We start from the raw sequence: 21,063 nt of genomic DNA on the forward strand, positions 1-21,063 counted from the left end.
TTAAGTTATGGGTAAGGAAAGTATTTTGCTTAAGCCATATGACTAGGGAATTGATTTTAAACTAACAACCATTCCAAACCGCACTTATTAGAAAATATCCATTATGGTGAGTGATGTTTCGGTTTACAGCCCTTTCTCATTTTAACCATTGAAAGAAGAATGATCATAAGTGGTTTTTAAAGCTCTTGATTATTGTGGTATCTTGTTAAGATGATATTTATAATGGGCACACCAAACTGATACCCCAATGAGATTTAATCAAGCCACCACCATTCTTCGAATTTTTGATGAGACAAAATCCAGAGAGTTCTATATTGACTACTTAGGGTTTAAAGTAGACTGGGAGCACCGTTTTGAAGAGGGTATGCCCTTATACATGCAAATATCAAAAGACAATTGTGTTTTGCACCTGTCTGAGCATCATGGAGACGGTACACCAGGTACTTTCATCAGGATTGAGTGCGATGACATTAAAGGTTACCATAGGGAGTTAATGACAAAAAACTATCGGTTTTTGAATCCAGGAATCAATGAACCACCTTGGGCAAAATATGAATTGTGTCTTTCGGATCCATTTGGAAACAGACTGATTTTCTTTGAGACATGATGTAAAGTAGTCTTGCTGTATTTGTTTATCCGTAAAATCCATGACTGAATTAAGGAGAAATATAATGATACAGCCTGACCTAAAAACGTTTTGGTCAGGTTGTAAAATGAATTTGTAATGCTAAAAGATTCTCATAAAAACCCAGCCCCTACTTACTTTGACCGAAAACTGGGATGGATCATCTACCCAATACTCGGTATATCATTCATCTTCTTTGCCAATGACAATGATTTTAAAACATTGATCCAACTCCCCTCTTTCAAATGGGATGTGGTGTTTTCCATCTTTGCTGCTTCCATAACTGGGTTCTATTTGGCTTGGTTAACCCGCTATCTTGACAAAAAACATCCTTGGGGAAAAGATTTAAAAAAACGAAATTCTTGGCAGGTGTTGTTGGGCATACTAGCACCCCTTTTTTTCTCCATTGGGCTTGAAGTAATTTATCTCCAAGCAATTGATATCAATATCCGTCAAAGCGGCATTCTAGTTTTAGAGTTGCCCCTCTCCTTCTTGTACCTATTCATCATCAACCTCCTTTTCTATCTCAATTATATTTCATTTGCCTATCAAAAAAACTTGCGAAGTAAATCCACTAAAACCACATCTGTAGAAAATGTAAAAATATTGGAAGGAACCAAAGAAAACCTGATTCCCGTTCATCATATTTCCTTTATCCGTAGTACAGAAAAAACACTTTGGTTACACACATCCCAAGACAAACAATTCTTTCAAAATGGCACCCTAAATGATTGGGAAGCCAAACTCCCAAAGCAATTCTTTTACAGGCTAAACAGGCAATTCATTGTTCACCGGGATGCCATTGAAAACATTGAACCTACTGCCACTAGACGCTTAAAGGTGGTTTTGAAAAACTTTAATGGTGAGGACATTTTTATTCCAAAAACAAAAGCCACAGCATTTAGAAACTGGTGGCAAAGCTAATGTCCGCTTCAGCTTTTAAAATGTCCTGTTCAGTATAGTAATACCCTACAGGCTTATTTTCCATTACTCCTATGTGTTGTTTTGCAAAAAAAAACAAGTCATGCGGAATATTAGGCATCCTCTCATTTTTATCATACTTCTGCTTTACGCAGGAACTAGCTTCGGGCAAAGCAAGGCCCTGCCCATTAATTTATCCCTGTTCAACCAAGCTACGGCCCTTCCATTCACGAGCTTTTTCTCTACCCCTGTTCATCCCGGTATTCAAATAGGAACAGAATTTAATTACAGCACCAAAGCCGGATCAAGATTCTTTCAGACGGCCAACCTGTCCTATTTCTATCATAATTACCTTGCCCAAGGAGTAGGCCTCAGCAGTGAACTGGGCTACGAAAGTCGATTAAAAAATGGCTTGGCCATCACAGGCCTTTTAGGTCTGGGATATATGCACACTTTTACCACATCAGAGGAGTTTACATTTTCGGATGGTACATACCATAAGCAAAATGATAAGGGAAATTCCAGACTTTTCCCTTCCCTTTCTTTGGACTTGGGCTATTACTTAAATCCATCACGGGATAGCAGCCCTAAAGTATTTGTTCGCTATCAATCCTGGGCTGAGTACCCTTATTCTCCTGGGTTTATCCCTGCCATGACCCATGTCAACTTACACTTTGGCATTAAATTCTTCCTGCATAAAAACGACCACAGCCATGAATAGAACCTTGACCGTTTTATTAGCGATACTACTTTTATCCTCCTGTAGAGAAGGTGATGATATCGCTCCAGCATTTTACACTTGCGGTTTCACCTTTTCAGACAGCAGTGCTGAAAATGAAAATAATTCCAAGTACCAAAACCTAATAGATGAATTAGTTTCCAATGGAGTGGTTGGCATGACCATGTCAGTTTATCAACCTCAATCAGGAATCTGGATCGGTGGCAGTGGCAAAGCCGACCTGAACAATAATATCCATATGAAACCATGCAACATATCTAGAGTGGGTTCAACGGTCAAAATGTTCACAGCCACCACAGTATTGATGCTGGCACAAGAAGGTAAGCTGGAACTCGATGATCCAATTGCTGATTACCTACAGGCTGATGTGATTAACAGAATTGACAATGCTGACAAAGCTACTATCAAACAACTCCTCCAACATTCCAGCGGTATCTTTAACTATATCCAAAACCTCAAATTCCAAACTGCGTCCCTTAATGACCTGATCAAGGAGTGGACACCTGATGAATTATTGTCTTATGCTGAAGGCAAAAGGGCTTATTTTAAACCGGGGACAGATGTTCGCTATTCCAACACAGGGTATATCTTGCTGGGGATGTTGATAGAGCAAATTGAAGGAAAGCCTTTTTATGAGGTATTTGATGAGAAAATATTCCGGCCCCTAAATTTATCCATGACACAATTTGCAGCTAAGAACCCTGTACCTGATGGTATTGTGAGAGGCTATATTGACTTATACAGCAAGCTTCAGGTGGTGGAGTCTACCTATTTCAGCGGCTGGGACTATTTCACTGCCGATGGAGGGCTGATTTCCAACCCCAAGGACTTGAATACCTTCTTTCAAGCCTTGATGGGACACAAGTTACTCAATGCCGAATACTTAGATCAAATGCTCACATGGAAAAGCCCGAAAGAGCCGGATCCTGAGTTTTTCCCGATTGCTTATGGTTTAGGCATATTTCGAATAGAAACGCCTTCGGGAATAGCCTATATGCACAGTGGCGATGCCATAGGGTATTATGCCAATATGCTCTACTTCCCGGATGACTCCACCTCCATCGCCTATGCTGCCAATAGTAACTATGGAAAAATTGACGAATTTGTCTCCACCAAAGATGCCACGGAGCATATCATCTCTGCCCTAAAAGACTAATTTCTAATGGATGGCCAAATCAATCCCTACTTCTTGATCATATGTGGTTCAATTTGAAATAACGAGGATAACCTTAAATCATGAAATAATAAAACGATAACATTTGTGATTATTAGACCTTTAGTCCAAAACGCTGGCTTGGTTTTCCTAAAAAGCAATTAAGCCCCTTTATCACATTAATTTATTAAAACCCGGTAATTTTATCAATTATAGCCTAAACATGGAATTAATTTTGCTGGGTTGTTGTACTAAATATTAAATCTGATTATCCGCTATGATGCCAGTAACCATACATCCTTTGCTCAAGTGGTCGGAAGCCTGTCTAACTGCCAGGTAGACCTGAAGACCAAAGCAGTTGATGCTTTAATCAAAAGGGTAGTTTCTACTCGCTTTTAATCTCTATTGGTAAAATTGCGGGTATACATAATATTAAAACTTGACCTGGTAAAGTCCTTATTCTGGTTTTTTGAAGAAACCTGTTCTGAGAAAACGTAAAAACATTTGAAAATGAACATTTATACAAAGCGTTTTATACCCTCAAATCGAAAATTATTTTGTATCCTGGATCGCATGAAAGTACATCCCAACCTTTACTTACTTTTTTAGGCTTTGCCTTATCGCAATGATGAGATAACAAAACCCATTGACTCCTGTTAATATATTCAAAGGAATCATTCGAGGCTAAACCTCAATCCACTAGCAAAGTTGTGCCAATGGATTTCTCTTCACGTTTACCAAACAATTGACACAGTAGTTTCCTTAATTATCTGGTTAAAGCCATTACTTCCTCATCTATAAATCAGGCATAAGGTTAATAGCTATTTAGCGCATAACTGCATTTAAAATTAAACTTACATGTTGAAATATTTATTCACTTGCTTTTTCTTATTTACACTTATTCCACTTTCTGCTCAAGGGTTAAAGGTTTCTTTGACTACCGGCAACGCCTCCACACTGATCAATGATGGTTATATGGAGGCATCAGTGCAAGGAGGGAAACCTCCATACACTTATAGGTGGAGCAATCCATCTACGCCGCTCGATGCTGCAAAAGCCACTGGATTAGTAGAAGGTGTTAAATACTCTTTGGTGGTTACCGACAGTGAGGGAAAATCCCAAAAGGTAACGGGCAAAGTAAAATCCCAATCTGTCACTGAGCATTTTAATGGTGCCTTTTCCCCTTTGGTAGAGGGCTTGACCACCATCCTGTTTTGGGATCCATTCGAAGCCATTGGAATTTATGATCCAAGGAGCTTTGCACAAAACAAAGAGGTGGAAATACCTGGTTGGAAAGCCGGTATGAAAGACAAGTTCACTTTGAAGCAATGGTTGGTGCAGTCAGGTAGCCATATAAAGGAAGGAGATCCAATAGCCGTAATTCTTTCTCAAAACCAAGGAGAATTGAGGGTAAATGCACCGGCTACGGGCATCTTACAGCCATTGGTTGAGACTGGAGAGACCATTTACAATGCAGAAAACAAGGAGGATTTGATTGAAACGGGCGCACACGTATTTGCGAAGGTAAAATACGATAATCCGGTTGTATTGACCCATCCCAATGGAGATGCACGAACCCATCCCATATCATTTATCGTCATCTGGTTGGTACTGGGAGCCATTTTCTTCACCATTAAAATGGGTTTCATCAACATCAGGGGCTTTAAGCACGCCATTCAATTGGCCTCAGGTAAATTCAATGAGGATGATGCTCCTGGTAAAATAACCCACTTTCAGGCCTTTGCCACAGCGACTTCTGCCACGGTGGGTTTAGGCAATATCGCCGGTGTAGCCATAGCGATTTCCCTTGGCGGCGCAGGAGCTACCTTTTGGATTATTATGGCCGGTTTCCTGGGTATGTCTTCCAAGTTTGTAGAATGCCTACTTGGCCTAAAGTACAGGACCATTGCTGACAATGGCAATATTTTTGGAGGCCCTATGAATTACCTTCGCTATGGACTTGAAAAAAGAAACCTTAAGTCCTTGGGTAAATTCCTCGCTGCCTTCTTTGCCGTGCTTTGTGTAGGGTTTTCATTCGGTGGTGGAAATATGTTTCAAGCCAACCAGTCCTATGAGATTTTATCCAATCAATTTCCTATTTTGGAAGGATTGGGCTTTTGGGTGGGTGTAGTGCTGGCCATCTTGGTAGGTATTGTAATCATTGGTGGAATTGACAGCATTGCCAAGGTAACTGAGAAAATTGTTCCATTTATGGCAGGCCTCTATATTTTTGGCGCCTTGGTGGTGATCTTGGTCAATATTGGTAATATAGGACAGGCATTTTCTGCGATTTGGGATGGAGCTTTCAACCCCTCTGCCCTCAAAGGTGGTTTTATTGGTGTCTTGGTAATCGGTTTCCAAAGAGGGGTATTTTCCAACGAAGCAGGTGTTGGTTCTGCTGCGATTGCCCATAGCCCCGTGAAGACAAACCACCCTCCATCTGAAGGCTTCGTAGGGCTTTTAGAACCTTTTGTAGATACCATAGTCGTTTGTACCCTAACAGCTTTGGTCATCATTTTCACTGGAAAACATGAAGTGGAAGGTCTGGGAGGAGTAGCCCTAACCTCTGAAGCCTTTGCCAGTGTCATCTCTTGGTTTCCCTACCTATTGGCCGTTGCGGTATTTTTGTTTGCGTTCTCCTCCATGGTCTCTTGGTCCTATTATGGCTTAAGAGCTTGGACCTACCTGTTTGGGAATAGCAAAAAGTCAGAATTAGCTTATAAATTGGTATTTGTTATTTTTGTGGTAGTTGGAGCCTCTGTCAGCTTGGGAGCTGTGCTGGACTTCTCCGATATGATGATTTTATCCATGTCATTTCCCAATATCATCGGACTTTACATCATGAGTGGCGAGGTCAGAAAGGACATGCAAAATTACCTGAAGAAATTAAAAAAGGGGGAATTGTTTTCAAGTCAGAAGAATCAGGATAAAGTAACAGCCTAAGAAAATATTGTTCAAAATCCCCAAACTACTTCGATATAGCCTTTTCTTGAAACGGCCAGGTTCTTTGATATCTTGGCTTATGGTCCAATACTAGTGATTAAAAGTCGTTAATAAATCATATTAACATGTTAAGGGATTTGGAAACAACGTTCATTGCATCTATGGTTTTATCGAACTACCTTCACTGTTCAAAACATTCTTAAAGATTTAAAATGTCTATCACTTCAGTTTCAGAACTTACCGGAATGCAAGAAATCAGTGAGGTTGTAGCCACTACGCTCAAGCTCATGCGAGAGTATGCCAAAGTGGGCATGTCCACCAAAGAGTTGGACGAATTTGGAGGCAGTATTTTAAAAAGCTATGGATCAAAATCAGCACCATTAGAAACTTATGGATTTCCAGGCTATACCTGTATCAGCCTGAACAATGAGGCTGCCCATGGAATCCCCTCGACCCAGAAAATAATCCAAGAAGGTGACTTGATCAACATCGATGTTTCTGCAGAGCTCAATGGTTTTTGGTCTGACAATGGAGGTTCATTTGTGATTGGGAAAGACATTTACCTCCATCAACCTTTAGTGGATGCTTCCAAAGAGATTTTACATAAAGCCATTCAGCAAATCAAAGGAGGTATCAAGATCGCTGATATTGGCTACCTCATAGAATCCGAAGCGAAGAAGTCAGGTTATAAGGTTCTCAAGAATTTGGCAGGACATGGAGTGGGAAGAAGCCTTCATGAGAAGCCAGATAACATTCTAAATTATAGGGTCAAGGGAAATAATGAAAGGTTCCAGAAAAATACCACTGTGGCCATTGAAACATTTATTGCTACCCATTCCACCCAAGCTGTGGAACTATCAGACGGATGGACTTTAGTAGGAAATAGGGGCGGATATATCACCCAGCATGAGCACACCATATTGATCACAGATGAAGTACCCGTGATTCTCACAGCTGCCAATGGGATTTGGAATTGAGAAAGCCTATGACTTAAATCAAAGCTTGTTCAATTAATCAAGATTAACTCCCCTCAATTCGGCACTTTTCGGTAATACAGCTTTTGAGAGTATATTAAACTTCATAAACCACTTGGATGAGCCTTATTCCCAACTCTATTTCGATCAAGAAAATGACCTTATAATACGTAAATTACATCCGGGTGATTCGAAGAAGATACAAGGTCGGATTGATGCTTTTAAAGACCTTTGTGATTTTTACATCAACAGAGATGAGGAAGTTTTCACCGCCCATAACTTTGAGACCATTAAGGAACCGGAAACCTATTCTATCATTTTTTAGAATTATTCAGAAAGTTTCTTTAACTGCTAAAGGCAAGTTAATTAAAATGGGTTATTCTCTAATCGATTAAAATCATACACCATTAATCTCAGCCGGTCATAAGTAGTATTGAGGAAAAAAAGATATATTAACTCACCCAACAAAAACTTGGGAGGTTTGGGTTTATTTGGTCAATTTGAAGCCTTTTAGACACTTATATTTTCGTAAAACCCGGTAAATGGAATTAATTAAAAAATAAACCGTAAATATAAAACTTTTAGTAAACAATTATCGTTTTCCTACAAAACCTATAGACTAAAAGTTTAACCAAAAAAACCATTATATTATGTCATTAAGATTAGGAGATACTGCACCGGATTTCACTGCTGATAGCACCGCCGGTAAAATCAACTTTTATGAATACCTAGGGGATAGCTGGGGAATTCTCTTCTCCCACCCTGCTGATTATACTCCTGTATGTACCACCGAGTTGGGAACAGCTGCTAAGCTTAAAGGGGATTTTGAAAAGAGAAATGTCAAAATGATTGCCTTGAGCGTAGATGGACTGGAAAGTCACAAAGGCTGGGTAAATGATATCAATGAAACCCAACAGACTGAAGTAAACTACCCAATAATCGCTGATGAAGACAGAAAAGTATCTGAACTCTATGATATGATACACCCCAATGCGAATGAGAAATTGACCGTGAGGTCGGTATTTATCATTGGGCCGGATAAAAAGATCAAATTGATCATTACCTATCCAGCGAGTACAGGAAGAAACTTCAATGAACTGTTGAGGGTGATTGATTCATTGCAGTTGACCGCTAATTATTCAGTGGCCACGCCTGCTAACTGGCAGCATGGTGATGACGTGGTCATTGCGCCGGCCATCGCCAATGAGGACATCCCTGCCAAGTTCCCAAAAGGACATAAGGAAATCAAGCCATATTTGAGAACTACTCCTCAGCCTAACCTGTAATTAATAAGAAAGGTTTTAACTAAGCCCTTGGAAATTGAGTTTCCAAGGGCTTTTCATTTTTTTCGCTTTGCATTCCCTCTATATTTTACAAAAGCTAAGCCAACGAGCAGGCATCATTTTAGATTAAACATCAATCTAGCCTTAATTGCTCTTTGCATTTTTAAACCAGCAAATACATTTTTATATTACCAGAAACAAACCAAACCCAATTATAATGAAAAAAGTAACCGGAATAGGAGGCATCTTTTTCAAATGCCAAGACCCTGATAAGATGAAAGAATGGTATGCCAAAAACCTGGGCATGAATACCGACAAGTATGGAACCACTTTTGAGTGGCGTCAGAGTGACCATCCTGATAAAAAGGGCTTTTCCCAGTGGAGTCCATTTTCTGATCAAACCACCTACTTTCAGCCTTCGCAAAAGGAATTTATGATCAATTACCGGGTGGAGAATTTAGAGGAATTGCTCAAAGAGCTCAAGAAGGAAGGGGTGACCATCACAGATGAAATCGAAACTTACGAATATGGAAAGTTCATCCATATTATGGATCCAGAAGGCAATAAAATTGAACTCTGGGAACCTAATGATGAAGAATATGATAAAATCCTTGAAGTAAGGACAAAATAAATAATCAAAACAAAGGCCAGCTCGATGAGCTGGCCTTTGTTTTGATTAACGATCCACATTTCCAAAAACATACCGGATATTGATCCCAAAGGAGTCTGCCCTAAAATCAGTATCCTCAATGATCCAAAGTATGGGTCGCCAGTCCACACCTATCGCTAGCGGAAAGTCAAAATGATACTCTACACCTATTTCACCAGCCGCACCGAGATAAAAAGGATCATCTATCCATAAGGCAGGACCAGCTCCTACGTACCAATGCAAACCATCTACATCAGCTAAAGGTCTGTACAAAAAGTCCCAAAGTGCCTCCACTCCTACACCATGTCCGAAATTAACGTCAGCATGCACCCTACTAAACTGTCCCAAAGAAAACACTCCATCGATCGCTACATTATTATAGCCATCACCGAAACGAATACCAAGTTCTTGTGCCTGTAAACCATAACACATCACCAAAAAGGAAAATACGAGTAATAACTTTTTCATTGTTCAATAAGTTAGGTTAAAAATACACTTCCATTAATTTAACTATTCAAAGTTAAAATATAATAGTAAGACCAATATTTTTAACTAAATATTTGACTACTTTACTGAATTTTCCTTTTTTTTATCTCTAAACCCAAGTTAAACTTCCAGAAAACCTTCAAAAATCTTCACTGCTTTTCCAAAAATCTTGACCCTATCCCCTTCTTTTAAAAGTCGCATTTCTCCTTCTCGCTTACTTGCCTGATAAGCTTTTAAGCTACTCTTTCCCTCCTTCTTAAACCAATAGTCCATTAGGGCACAATGTGCAAATCCTGTTACGGGATCTTCATTGATTCCTAAATTGGGGGCAAAATAACGGGAGTATATATCAAAATCATTATTTCCCTTTGCGGTGATAATGATACCTTGCTCACTGTGCAGGGAGAGCACATTAAATTCTGGTTCTACATATTCCAAGGTATGATAGCTTTCCAGTTCCAAAATCCAATTTCCTTTTAACGAGGCTGCTGCCACTACTTTTTGACCAAAAAAATCATCCACAAAATAAGGATGTTGACCTACTTTTGTTTCCAGCAAAGGAAAATCCATCTGGATTTCTCCTTCCACCATACTTACTTTCAGCTCCCCGCTTTTGGTCTGGAAACTAATTTCCTCTTGGCTGTCTACTACCTCTTCAATGTACAGCATATAGGCACTGGCCAGTGTAGCATGACCACACAAATCCACTTCTTTCAAAGGGGTAAACCATCTCAAGTTAAAAGAAGCAGGCCCTGTTTGCTCCAAAAAAGCTGTTTCGCTTAAGTTCATTTCAGCAGCAATCAGTTGCATGCCTTCCTCTGCCAATGGACCTGGTAAGAGGCAAATAGCAGCTGGATTACCAGAAAAGGGGGTGTCTGTAAAAGCATCTACTGTCACTATGGGAAGTTGCATATTCTAGGCGTTTAAAAGTGGGAAAGGATTATGGATATAATTTAAAGATAAGTGAATTAAAAAGAAACAGCTTGGCTCAAAAGCACTTCTGCACCTGATTTGTTCATTTCTTTTAAGGCATTGTCATAATCGTTTGGTGACAAGTTGACCGCCTTGGTGGCATCCTTGATCAAATAGGTATCAAAACCTTCTTTTAAGGCATCCAACACAGTGAATTTGACGCAATAATCTGCTGCCAATCCGGTAACATAGACATCAGTAATACCATTTTCATGAAGAAATGCGGTAAGGCCAGTGTCTTCCTTTTTCTTGTTATCAAAAAAACCGCTGTAGGAATCCACCAAGGGGTTCAGTCCTTTTCTAAAAACCTTTTTCCATTTGCTACGGTCTAGGGCAGCATGAAATTCAGCCCCTTCACTCTCCTGCACACAATGTACTGGCCATAGCATCTGGTCCGTTCCGCCAAGCTTGATCACTTCTCCAGGCTTTTTCCCGGTATGATTGGCTGCAAAACTCTTGTGGTCAGCCGGATGCCAGTCTTGGGTGGCAATGATAAAATCAAATTTCTCCTGTAGCTTATTGATGATCGGAATGATCTTATCCCCTTCAGTCACAGCCAAAGCACCTCCTGGAAGGAAATCATTTTGGACATCAACAATCAGTAATGCTTCCATAGGAATGTTTATTTTTATTTCAGCAATTCCTATAAGTTAATTATAGTTTTTTGCTTTCAAAACCAAATCCGTTCTTAGGTGATACAGGGATTCTTCCAATCCAACCGGATAAATATGTGGATTGATCAATCGCTTATGCGCTTTGTCAAACCGGTCCAAATTGGCCAATGTCCTGTTTCTAATCTCATCCAATTGTGGACGGGTATACACCTTTTTACCTTTCTTAAAAATGGGTACCAGCAGGGTTTTGCTTTCCATACTTTCCGGTTTTATTTTTTTCCTTTTGGTAGGGTCATAAGGATCTATGATGGTAACTTCTTCTTGAAGCCCTTGATCGCTTTCCAAAAATATCATATCCGAAACTGCCTTCCCATTTTTATAAAAACGCTTCACATTATGGAAACCAGGAATATTGATCTTAATGGATTGTTGGGAAACCTTTACTTTCGGCACCCAGATGCCTGAACTGTCCTTTAAAGCTGCCATTTTGTACACTGCCCCTAAAGCAGGCTGGTCATAGGCCGTTACTAGTTTGGTACCAATTCCCCAAATGTCAATGGAAGCTTCCTGCATCTTCAAAGAAGACAAAATATGCTCATCCAGATCATTGCTGGCCACTACTTTGGTATCCTTGAATCCAGCCTCATCTAATAACTCCCTGGCCATATTGCTGTAATAAGCCAAATCCCCGGAATCAATTCGCACCCCCAACAACTTCTTTCCTCTGGCCTCCAAAGCCCTGCCCACTTTGATGGCATTTTGGACTCCCCTAATGGTATCATAAGTATCCACCAGGAAAATACAATTATCCGGAAAGGCATCGGCATAAGCCTCAAAGGCTTCAATTTCACTTTCAAATGCCATGATCCAACTGTGCGCATGAGTACCCGAAACAGGTATCCCAAAGAGTTTTCCAGCCATCACATTACTGGTGGATGAACATCCTCCAATGTAGCTTGCCCTACTGGCAGCCAAAGCCCCATCAATCCCCTGTGCCCTTCTCAAGCCAAATTCCAGAACAGTATCTCCTTTTGCTTCTAAAGTTATTCTAGCCGCTTTGGTGGCCACCAAAGTCTGAAAGTTGATGATATTGAGCATTGGGGTCTCCAACAGTTGGCATTGCAATAAAGGCCCTTTTACCCTGATCAAAGGAGTATTGGGAAAAACCACAGCTCCCTCTTCTACAGCGTCGATGTCACACGAAAATTCCAAATTACGTAAATACTGAATAAACTCTGGGTCAAATGTAGGCTCGCCACTTTCCAATGTCATCTCTTGAAGATAGGCCAAGTCATTTTCATCAAACTTGAAATTCCTGCAATAGTCTATCACATAGTCCAAGCCAGCTGCTATGGTAAAACCACTTTGGAAAGGGTTTTTTCTAAAAAACAAATTAAATACAGCTTCCTGTTCAGCCTTTCCAGACTTCCAATAAGCATAGGCCATGGTCAATTGATAAAAATCCGTCAATAAGGCCAGTGAACCTTGGTACAAATCCCGGGTAATCTTCATTTATTTAGATCTAATATTTAAAATAACACCTAACAGCACCAAACCCATTCCTAAATAAGTAAGCAAGTTAAAGGTTTCACCGAAAAAGATAAAACCAAAAAACAATGCATATACAATTCCAATATAATTTAAGCTCGTAATCTTGGCGAGATTGGCATGTTGATAAGCTAGTGTCATATAATATTGGGCCAGTTGGGTGAAAATGCCTATGCCTAAAAGCAAAAGCCAATCCCACCCCATTGGCATTACCCAATTAAAGTAGCTCCAAACCCCAACAATCGGCAAGGTGACCAAAGGGAAGTAAAAGACAATCACCAATGGATGTTCGCTGCCTTTTAGTTTTCGAATAATATTATAAGCTAACCCTGCAAAGAATCCAGAAGCCACGCCTATCAGGGTATACATTATGGATATCCTTGGATCAAAACCTTCGATAACCAAAACCCCTCCAAAGGCAATTGCGAAATACAGGAAACGGATAGGTTTAACCTTTTCCTTCACAATGAAAATGCCTAGAATAGTCGTAAATATGGGTGATAGGTACTGCAAGGTAACCGCACTGGCCAAGGGGATATTCTGCAAGGTATAAAAGAAAGTGATTAACCCTAGGGCACCTGAAGCCCCTCTTAGGATCAATAGTTTTTTATTATTGCCGAACAAGGGCACATCCTGTTTTTTGAGAATCAAATAACTGGCGACCAGGCTAAACAGTGACCTGAAAAATACAATTTCTACCGCTGGTAGATGAGGGATGTACTTCACCATCACTTGCATGATGGCAAAAAAAATCCCTGCTAGCAGCATGTGCTGAACACTTTTTTGGCTCAAAACGGAAAAGGTTAGTTTATCGATTCAATTTTAGTTGCAATCAATAAATTGGAGAATTGGTTCCTAAGAAATGAAATTTAAACGGCTTTTGTACTTTGCTCCTCTTCCTCTTTTTCTTTTTCCTCAGCGGCTTTCTTTTGTTCTTCTTCGGCTTTTTCAGGATTACTGATAATCACGCCAAACATCATGACCAGCACCGTCAGTACAATCACTTGGATAATCAAGGACTTATTGACAATACCAATATTGTTGATAGGACTGATGGAAAGGAAAAGCAAAACGGTGATCAAGCCCCGTGGCGCAACAAATAGCAAAGGCTTAAGTGGCAGGTTGCTCAGCTTTAATTGTAAGGCCCGCAAAATGAATATGAGGACGACAATTCCAACTGACCAAACCAAAGTAGTAGTATTGAGAATCTCCGATGTTTCCAGCAAATAACCGAATAACAAAAAGAACAAAGACCTGATCAAAAAGGTAGCTTCTATCGTCAACTCTTTGAATTTTTGCACCTCTTTGTTCAAAATATCTGTCCTAAACACATCAAAGAACTTCAAGTTGTGCAGTTCATTCAAGTTCCCAATGGATAAACCGAAAATCAAAATAAAGATCAAAGCCGGTAAATGGTAAACATAGGAAATCGCATAAATCAATATCGTCAAAAGGATAATAGGGACAAACTTGATATGGTGCTCCAACCTGCTCAAAAGGAATGATAAGCCGATAGTAGCCACAAAGGAAATGACACATATAACGACCAGCTGCAACCCAAACATTCCAAAGGAATCAACCCCAAAGGTTTCATTTCTGAGAATAAAGTTGAAAAACACCACCCCAAGGATGTCGGAAAGGCTACTTTCATAAATCACAAATTCCTTGTTGGAAGTGGACAAGTTTCTCACACTCGGAATAGCTATGGCACTACTGATGACGCAAAGCGGGATAGCATTGATCAAACTGTCCCTAAAAGTATAACCTCCATATTGCTCAAAAATATAAGCCATCAGAAAAGAAAGCGCCAATAAAGGAGCCAATGCACCCAAAAAAGACTTTTTGATCAAAGTTACCTTGGACTTGTTCAATTCAAGTTCCAAAGAGCCCTCCAGCACGATCAAGATCAAACCTGTAGTTCCAAGAATCGGTAAAATAGAAGAAAGGTCAGGCAACTTTAACTCAAAGAGCATAGTACCCTGTCTCACGAGCCAGCCTAAAAGCAATAGCAAAATCACTGAAGGAATCTTTGTTTTCTTAAAGCTATAATCAAACAAATATGCTATCAGCAATAGGGTACATAAAGTGATAATGATCGTTGTGGTCATTCTAAATACTTTAATTATATGAAACTGAAAACTGCCCTAAATCACAGTTTTACAGCTGAATAATTTCGGTCACCATGGAGATAATTGGCCCTATAATAGGTGCCATATTACTCAAAAATAATCATTCTTAACTAATATCAATAGACTCCATACAATTGTAATAATAGCTCAAAACTTTTAAAAAAAGTTTCCGAGCCCTTAAAAACACGATCTTTTATGAACAACTTTTTAAAAATTTTGTTTATCAAATTGCGCAGACAGCGCAGGTAGTACAGCATTTTGTTTCAATTAAACCAACTTGATTCATGGCATTAAAATCGCAAACCAAGGCACCTAATTTTTCATTGTCATCAACTTCTGAAAAGACCTTTACCCTCTCTGAAGACTTTAAAGGAAAATCATGTTTGATCTTCTTTTACCCAAAAGACCAGACCAGTGGCTGTACCAAGGAAGTCTGCAGTTTCAGGGACAATTTTCAACTATTCAAATCATTGGATATACCTATTGTCGGCATCAGTAGGGATTCCATAGAAAGTCATGAAACCTTCAAAAAAATGCATCAGTTGCCTTTTGAACTTCTCAGTGATACAGATGGAAAAGTTTGCAAAGCATATGATGCCCTGATGCCAATCATTAAAATGCCTAAAAGAATCACTTACCTATTGGACAAAGAACATCGAATCGTAGCTTTTCATGAGGGCTTGTTAGATGGTCCAGCACATGTAAAAGCCATGATGGAAGAAGTGAAAGATTTTGCGAGATAACACGAACGGATAAAAATCCTTGTTTTAAACTATTATTCTGAAATAATCAAGCCATCCTGCATGGTCAGCATGCGGTCAGCCATCTGTGCCAGTTCCCTGTTGTGTGTAACAATGACAAAGGACTGGCCAAATTGATCTCTTAGCTTAAAAAACAATTCATGAAGGGCTTCAGCACTTTGGGTATCCAGGTTACCGCTGGGCTCATCCGCAAAGATGATTTTAGGTTCGTTGATCAAAGCCCTGGCCACAGCCACTCTTTGCTGCTCCCCCCCACTGAGTTCTGAAGGTTTGTGTTGCATCCTCCCTTCTATTCCCAATAGCACTGCCAGTTCTTTGGCTTTTTCTTTAAGCTTGGCCTCATCTTTTTGGGCGATCAAACCTGGAATAATGATATTTTCCTCAGCAGTAAATTCTGGAAGAAGATTGTGAAACTGAAAAATAAAACCAATTTCCGTGTTGCGATAGGCAGCTAGCTTATCCCCTTTCAGCTTGGAGATTTCCTTGTCACCAACGGTCACCTCACCTTGGTCAGCCTTATCCAATGTGCCCAAGATGTGCAAAAGCGTACTTTTTCCAGCTCCGGAGGCACCCACTATTGAAACGATTTCCCCAGAACTGATGCTAACATCCACACCCTTAAGAACATGGAGGTCGCCGTAATATTTTTGTATGCCTTGCGCTTTTAACATGATCGGTAATTTGAGAGTTTTCAAAGATAAAACTATTTGACGGATAAGTTCAAAAATGCATTTATTTTGGGAAAAAGACCGACTTAATCCTTGAATAAACGAAGCTTGGTACTTAACTTCGGGCAAAAATTTTCGCTAGGATGAATATACACGAATATCAAGCTAAAGAAGTTCTTAAGGGTTACGGTGTTAAAATTCAAGAGGGTATTGTAGCCAATACTCCTGAAGCAGCACTAGAAGCAGCCAAGCAACTCAACGCAGAAACAGGTACCTCATGGTATGTGATCAAAGCACAAATCCATGCAGGTGGACGTGGTAAAGGTAAAATTCAGCAAACCGGTTCTAATGGAGTGGTTTTGGCCAAGAAGTTGGACGAGGTGACTGAAAAAGCCAAAAACATCCTAGGAGGAACCTTGGTAACACACCAAACCGGTCCTGAAGGAAAAACTGTCAACAAAGTGCTAGTAGCTCAGGATGTTTATTATCCTGGTGACTCAGAGCCTAAAGAATATTACTTATCTATCCTATTGGACAGAGCCAAAGGATGCAATGTGATCATGGCCTCTACCGAAGGTGGAATGGACATTGAGGAAGTAGCTGAAAAGACTCCAGAAAAAATCATCAAAGAGTGGATCGATCCTAAAGTAGGTCTTCAAGCTTTCCAAGCTAGAAAAGTAGCTTTTGCGCTTGGCTTGACTGGAAATGCATTTAAGGAAATGGTGAAGTTTATCTCTGCTTTGTACAAAGCTTATGATGCTACTGACTCTTCCCAATTTGAGATCAACCCTGTGTTGAAAACTTCTGACGACCAGATTTTGGCCGTTGATGCCAAGGTAAACTTGGACGACAACGCGCTTTACAGACATAGAAACTTGGCTGAACTAAGAGACATTTCTGAGGAGGACCCTTTGGAAGTAGAAGCCGGAAAATCTGACCTTAACTATGTGAAGCTAGACGGAAACGTTGGCTGTATGGTAAACGGTGCTGGTCTGGCCATGGCCACCATGGATATGATCAAATTGTCAGGTGGTGAGCCTGCCAACTTCCTTGACGTGGGAGGTGGAGCCAATGCTACTACTGTGGAAGCTGGTTTTAGAATCATCTTGAAAGATCCAAATGTAAAAGCGATCTTGATCAACGTGTTTGGTGGTATCGTAAGATGCGACAGAATCGCCAGTGGTGTGGTAGAAGCCTATAAATCAATTGGTGATATCCAAATCCCAATCATTGTAAGATTACAAGGAACCAATGCGGAAGAAGGTGCCAGAATCATTGATGAATCAGGCCTAAAAGTAGCTTCAGCAATCACCTTGAAAGAAGCAGCAGAAAAAGTACAAGAAGTGCTTAAAAACGCATAATAAAAGTCTATATTTGTAGCCGATTTGAAAGCAGCCTGTTTTCAAATCGGCCTCAAGCGCGCGTAGTTCAACTGGATAGAATATCGGATTTCGGCTCCGAGGGTTGAGGGTTCGAATCCTTCCGCGCGTACTCAAACCTCCCAATGGTAATCATTGGGAGGTTTTATTTTTATAGGCCTTATATAGTAAAATAATAAAGCTATTGGCCCACAGATGGATACAAATTTGATTATCAACTCATTACCTATCAGTGTTCACTCTTTTTATCTGTGGGTAAAAATCCTTATTCTTATAGAGAAAGAAATCATTCCTAAACCTTTAAAGGCATTTCATAATTTCTTTCATTTTATTTTCTATTAACAAAAATTATCTTCATTTCCCTTTCTTTATAGCAAATTTATATGTTAATTGATCAGTCCTTTTGGACTAAGAATTTTATTGCGACAAACATATGAAAAGAAGAAAATCCCTTAAGATAATGGCCTTAGGTGCTTTGACACCGAGTATGGGTCTTTTATCTTCTCCTCTTACGAATATTAAAAACGTTATAGATAAAAATACCAGCCTGCACTTCGAAAGTGACTGGCAGCTTTGGCCGAACATGGACTGGGTGGGACCTGAATATTGGGGCAACAGGCTGCAGGATTGGAAATTACAGGACGGCCGAGTGCTATGCCAGGTTGCTGGGCCAAACAGGACCTTGCACTGCCTGACCACTCAAGCCACCCAAGAAATTGGTACTTTGGAAACCAGCATTGATTTTCAAATCAACCAAGACTTGCCCGTTTCGGATAAAAACTATGTAGGGATCCGACTCGGAATCACAGGAAAATTCGATGATTATCGCTCTGCTGCGGTTCACGGAAAAGGTTTTGATATAGGGCTAACCACCAGCGGAAAGCTGAAAGTGGGAAATGAACTTACGGCTATTCAGCATGACCTTGGTGAAGAGTTTACCCTCACGGTCAGCTGTTCAGCTAACCACACTCCTACGCTAAACATTAGCTTGCTTTCCAAATCAGGAGTAAGCATTGCGACAGCAGAAAGTCAAAAACTTTCCCAAGAGCAATTGGCAGGAAATATAGCATTGGTAGCCAATATCCAGGATGATTATAAGGAGATTCAAGAAAGCACTATTGCAGCCAGCTTTGGAGACTGGAAAATCTCTGGTAGTAAATTGATCTCGAGCAGTGAACATGAATACGGTCCAATCTGCTTTGCACAGTATACCCTCAACAAAGGAACACTTAAGCTAACTTCTCAACTGACGCCTGTGGAGAAAGTGGCAGGGCATCAGGTGAAGTTTGAGATCAAGGAGGGAGAAAACTGGAAAGAAATGGGAAGCACTGAAGTAGAGCCTATGTCCCGAACAGTCCACTTTAGACAGGAGAATTGGCCCTACCAAGAAGCCGCCCCTTATCGGATCCAACTTCAATTACCCATAAAAGGTGAAACAAGGTACTATACTTATGAAGGTACTATTTCTGCAGAACCAAAGGATCAAGACGAAGTAAAAACTGCCGTCTTTAGCTGTAATTGCGATTATGGTTTTCCTGATGCAGAAGTTGCTCCCCATGTAGCTTGTCATAAGCCTGACCTGGCCCTTTTTGTGGGAGACCAATTCTATGAAGGTACAGGTGGCTTTGGCATCCAGACTTCACCCGTAGATAAGGCCGCTTTGGATTACCTGCGCAAATGGTACATGTTTGGCTGGTCCTACCGGGAAGTATTCCGGCATATCCCTTGTGCGATCATTCCCGATGACCATGATGTTTACCATGGGAACATTTGGGGTGAAGCTGGAAAAGCAGCAGATATTTCAGGAAGCTGGGGAGCTCCTGCACAGGACTCAGGCGGCTATAAAATGGCTCCAAAATGGGTCAATATGGTGCAAAAATGCCAAACCAGCCACCTCCCAGACCCTTATGACCCTACTCCTGTCCAAAGAGGCATTGAGGTGTATTACACTGAATGGGTTTATGGAGGAATCAGCTTTGCCATCTTAGAAGACAGAAAGTGGAAATCAGCTCCTAAGCATGTCTTGCCAGAAGAGGCCGATATTTGGAACGGTTGGATCAGAAACCCTGATTTTGACATCAAGAAGCACCGGGTAAAAGACGCCCAACTTTTAGGAGACAGGCAATTGGCTTTCTTAGATGATTGGGCCCAAAACTGGTCCGAGGATGTACAAATGAAATCATTGGTCACCCAAACCATTTTCAATACCGTTGCCACCTTGCCTGTTGAGGCCAAGGATGATAGTGTTGTTCCCAAACTGGAAGTACCAGAAGCAGGAAAGTATGTTCTTGGAGACGAGATCAAAGGAGATATGGACAGCAATGGCTGGCCGCAAGATGGCCGGGACCGGGTAGTAGATAAGATCAGGAAGTGCTTTGCCTTTCATATTGCTGGTGACCAACACTTGGCAAGTTTCACTCAATATGGCATCGATCAGCATGGAGATGGAGGCTTTGCCTTTGCAGGTCCTGCACTCAATAACATTTGGCCAAGAAGATGGTGGCCCCCAGTTTCCAATCCAGAAAGCCATTCTGAAAACAACCCAGTTTACACGGGAGACTTTGAAGATGGATTTGGAAATAAAATGACCGTAAAAGCCGTCGCTAATCCTAGACTTACCCATCGCGAACCAGCCATCGTTTATGACCGTGCAACTGGATATGGAATTGTCACATTCAACAAAAAAGACAGAACCATTACGACCGAATGCTGGCCGAAATATGTACATCCTTTGAAAAATCCAGCAGGACAATATGCTGGCTGGCCGATCACGGTTTCACAAGAAGACAATTACGGACGCAAAGCCGCTGCATGGCTTCCAGAAGTCAAGGTCAATGGATTGAATAATCCTGTGGTTGAAATTATCGAAGAGAAAAGCGGTGACAGCCTTTATTGCCTGGCCATCAAGGGCAATACCTTCGCACCAAAAGTTTTTGCCAAGGGAACTTATACCATAAAGGTAAAGGACAGTAATTCTGGGAAGGTCTTAGAGAAAAAAGGCATTAAGGCCAACTCCCAATCCAAGGGAACCTTGATGTTCAGTGCATAAACCAACCTTAAAAAGCGGTCAATGGCCGCTTTTTTTCTTGAAATAACTTTTTGAACTTTTCCTTCTCGACAATAGGCTTTATTATTGATAGTACCATCATACAGATAGTGCTATCAATAATATATAGTATCTTCGATTTATCAACAAAAACTTCTGCTACAGTTTATTTA

The 21,063-nt window shown here is 40.5% G+C and carries 18 protein-coding genes, 1 tRNA gene and 1 pseudogene; 13 read left to right on the top strand and 7 right to left on the bottom strand.

What is annotated here, in order from left to right; genetic code table 11:
- Nucleotides 1-244: 244 nt before the first annotated feature.
- From IFO69_RS18535 to IFO69_RS18575, 9 genes and pseudogenes are all read left to right on the top strand, one after another.
- A pseudogene (locus tag IFO69_RS18535) lies at nucleotides 245-607 on the top strand (glyoxalase superfamily protein); the annotation flags it as partial.
- 117 nt (nucleotides 608-724) lie between these two features.
- The gene (locus tag IFO69_RS18540) at nucleotides 725-1,549 is read left to right on the top strand and encodes a LytTR family DNA-binding domain-containing protein (RefSeq protein ID WP_192011633.1); all 825 of its coding nucleotides are present in this window, start codon (nucleotides 725-727) and stop codon (nucleotides 1,547-1,549) included.
- Nucleotides 1,550-1,649: 100 nt separating this feature from the next.
- The gene (locus IFO69_RS18545; RefSeq protein ID WP_192011634.1) at nucleotides 1,650-2,267 is read left to right on the top strand and encodes a hypothetical protein; all 618 of its coding nucleotides are present in this window, start codon (nucleotides 1,650-1,652) and stop codon (nucleotides 2,265-2,267) included.
- Nucleotides 2,260-3,441 carry a serine hydrolase domain-containing protein gene (locus IFO69_RS18550; RefSeq protein WP_192011635.1) on the top strand — a complete coding sequence of 394 codons (1,182 nt, stop codon included), beginning with the start codon at nucleotides 2,260-2,262 and terminating at the stop codon, nucleotides 3,439-3,441. Before IFO69_RS18545 ends, IFO69_RS18550 begins: the two co-directional genes overlap by 8 nt.
- 855 nt (nucleotides 3,442-4,296) lie before the next feature.
- Nucleotides 4,297-6,381 carry an amino acid carrier protein gene (locus tag IFO69_RS18555; protein ID WP_192011636.1) on the top strand — a complete coding sequence of 695 codons (2,085 nt, stop codon included), beginning with the start codon at nucleotides 4,297-4,299 and terminating at the stop codon, nucleotides 6,379-6,381.
- A 212-nt stretch (nucleotides 6,382-6,593) separates the two neighbouring features.
- The gene (gene map / locus IFO69_RS18560; protein ID WP_192011637.1) at nucleotides 6,594-7,358 is read left to right on the top strand and encodes a type I methionyl aminopeptidase; all 765 of its coding nucleotides are present in this window, start codon (nucleotides 6,594-6,596) and stop codon (nucleotides 7,356-7,358) included.
- A 112-nt stretch (nucleotides 7,359-7,470) separates the two neighbouring features.
- Nucleotides 7,471-7,680 carry a hypothetical protein gene (locus tag IFO69_RS18565; RefSeq protein ID WP_192011638.1) on the top strand — a complete coding sequence of 70 codons (210 nt, stop codon included), beginning with the start codon at nucleotides 7,471-7,473 and terminating at the stop codon, nucleotides 7,678-7,680.
- A 325-nt stretch (nucleotides 7,681-8,005) separates the two neighbouring features.
- Nucleotides 8,006-8,641, top strand: a complete 636-nt coding sequence (locus IFO69_RS18570; RefSeq protein WP_192011639.1) for a peroxiredoxin — start codon at nucleotides 8,006-8,008, stop codon at nucleotides 8,639-8,641.
- 214 nt (nucleotides 8,642-8,855) lie between these two features.
- Nucleotides 8,856-9,269: a VOC family protein gene (locus tag IFO69_RS18575; RefSeq protein WP_192011640.1), complete on the top strand. Its 414-nt coding sequence runs from the start codon at nucleotides 8,856-8,858 to the stop codon at nucleotides 9,267-9,269.
- A 45-nt stretch (nucleotides 9,270-9,314) separates the two neighbouring features.
- Here the strand turns inward: IFO69_RS18575 and IFO69_RS18580 are convergent, their stop codons facing one another.
- The 6 genes from IFO69_RS18580 to IFO69_RS18605 all read right to left on the bottom strand — a co-directional run bounded on the left by IFO69_RS18580 (nucleotide 9,315) and on the right by IFO69_RS18605 (nucleotide 15,015).
- Nucleotides 9,315-9,755: an outer membrane insertion C- signal gene (locus IFO69_RS18580; RefSeq protein WP_192011641.1), complete on the bottom strand. Its 441-nt coding sequence runs from the start codon at nucleotides 9,753-9,755 to the stop codon at nucleotides 9,315-9,317.
- 138 nt (nucleotides 9,756-9,893) lie between these two features.
- Nucleotides 9,894-10,685 (bottom strand): PhzF family phenazine biosynthesis protein, encoded by a 792-nt coding sequence (locus IFO69_RS18585; RefSeq protein ID WP_192011642.1) that lies wholly within the window; start codon nucleotides 10,683-10,685, stop codon nucleotides 9,894-9,896.
- A gap of 56 nt (nucleotides 10,686-10,741) precedes the next feature.
- Nucleotides 10,742-11,359: a bifunctional nicotinamidase/pyrazinamidase gene (gene pncA, locus IFO69_RS18590; RefSeq protein ID WP_192011643.1), complete on the bottom strand. Its 618-nt coding sequence runs from the start codon at nucleotides 11,357-11,359 to the stop codon at nucleotides 10,742-10,744.
- 36 nt (nucleotides 11,360-11,395) lie between these two features.
- On the bottom strand, nucleotides 11,396-12,871 hold the full coding sequence (locus tag IFO69_RS18595) for a nicotinate phosphoribosyltransferase (protein WP_192011644.1): 1,476 nt from the start codon (nucleotides 12,869-12,871) through the stop codon (nucleotides 11,396-11,398).
- The gene (locus IFO69_RS18600) at nucleotides 12,872-13,675 is read right to left on the bottom strand and encodes a DMT family transporter (protein WP_192011745.1); all 804 of its coding nucleotides are present in this window, start codon (nucleotides 13,673-13,675) and stop codon (nucleotides 12,872-12,874) included.
- A gap of 101 nt (nucleotides 13,676-13,776) precedes the next feature.
- Nucleotides 13,777-15,015, bottom strand: coding sequence for a cation:proton antiporter (locus IFO69_RS18605; RefSeq protein ID WP_192011645.1), 1,239 nt, complete (start codon nucleotides 15,013-15,015; stop codon nucleotides 13,777-13,779).
- Between the two features lie 305 nt (nucleotides 15,016-15,320).
- Between IFO69_RS18605 and IFO69_RS18610 the strand changes: the two genes are divergently transcribed.
- The gene (locus IFO69_RS18610; protein WP_192011646.1) at nucleotides 15,321-15,779 is read left to right on the top strand and encodes a peroxiredoxin; all 459 of its coding nucleotides are present in this window, start codon (nucleotides 15,321-15,323) and stop codon (nucleotides 15,777-15,779) included.
- A 32-nt stretch (nucleotides 15,780-15,811) separates the two neighbouring features.
- Here the strand turns inward: IFO69_RS18610 and IFO69_RS18615 are convergent, their stop codons facing one another.
- Entirely contained in the window at nucleotides 15,812-16,468 is a 657-nt protein-coding gene (locus IFO69_RS18615) for an ABC transporter ATP-binding protein (protein WP_192011647.1), read from the bottom strand.
- Between the two features lie 140 nt (nucleotides 16,469-16,608).
- On the opposite strand from IFO69_RS18615, the gene sucC reads away from it, so the two are divergent.
- The 3 genes from sucC (at nucleotide 16,609) to IFO69_RS18630 (ending at nucleotide 20,893) form a co-directional block, all read left to right on the top strand.
- The gene (sucC, locus tag IFO69_RS18620) at nucleotides 16,609-17,826 is read left to right on the top strand and encodes an ADP-forming succinate--CoA ligase subunit beta (protein WP_192011648.1); all 1,218 of its coding nucleotides are present in this window, start codon (nucleotides 16,609-16,611) and stop codon (nucleotides 17,824-17,826) included.
- Between the two features lie 56 nt (nucleotides 17,827-17,882).
- Nucleotides 17,883-17,956 (top strand) — tRNA-Arg (locus tag IFO69_RS18625).
- Nucleotides 17,957-18,277: 321 nt separating this feature from the next.
- A complete protein-coding gene (locus tag IFO69_RS18630) occupies nucleotides 18,278-20,893 on the top strand; it encodes an alkaline phosphatase D family protein (RefSeq protein WP_192011649.1) in 2,616 nt (871 codons plus the stop codon).
- Nucleotides 20,894-21,063 lie beyond the last annotated feature (170 nt).

This window comes from Echinicola arenosa, from assembly GCF_014841125.1.
GTDB classification, from domain to species: domain Bacteria; phylum Bacteroidota; class Bacteroidia; order Cytophagales; family Cyclobacteriaceae; genus Echinicola; species Echinicola arenosa.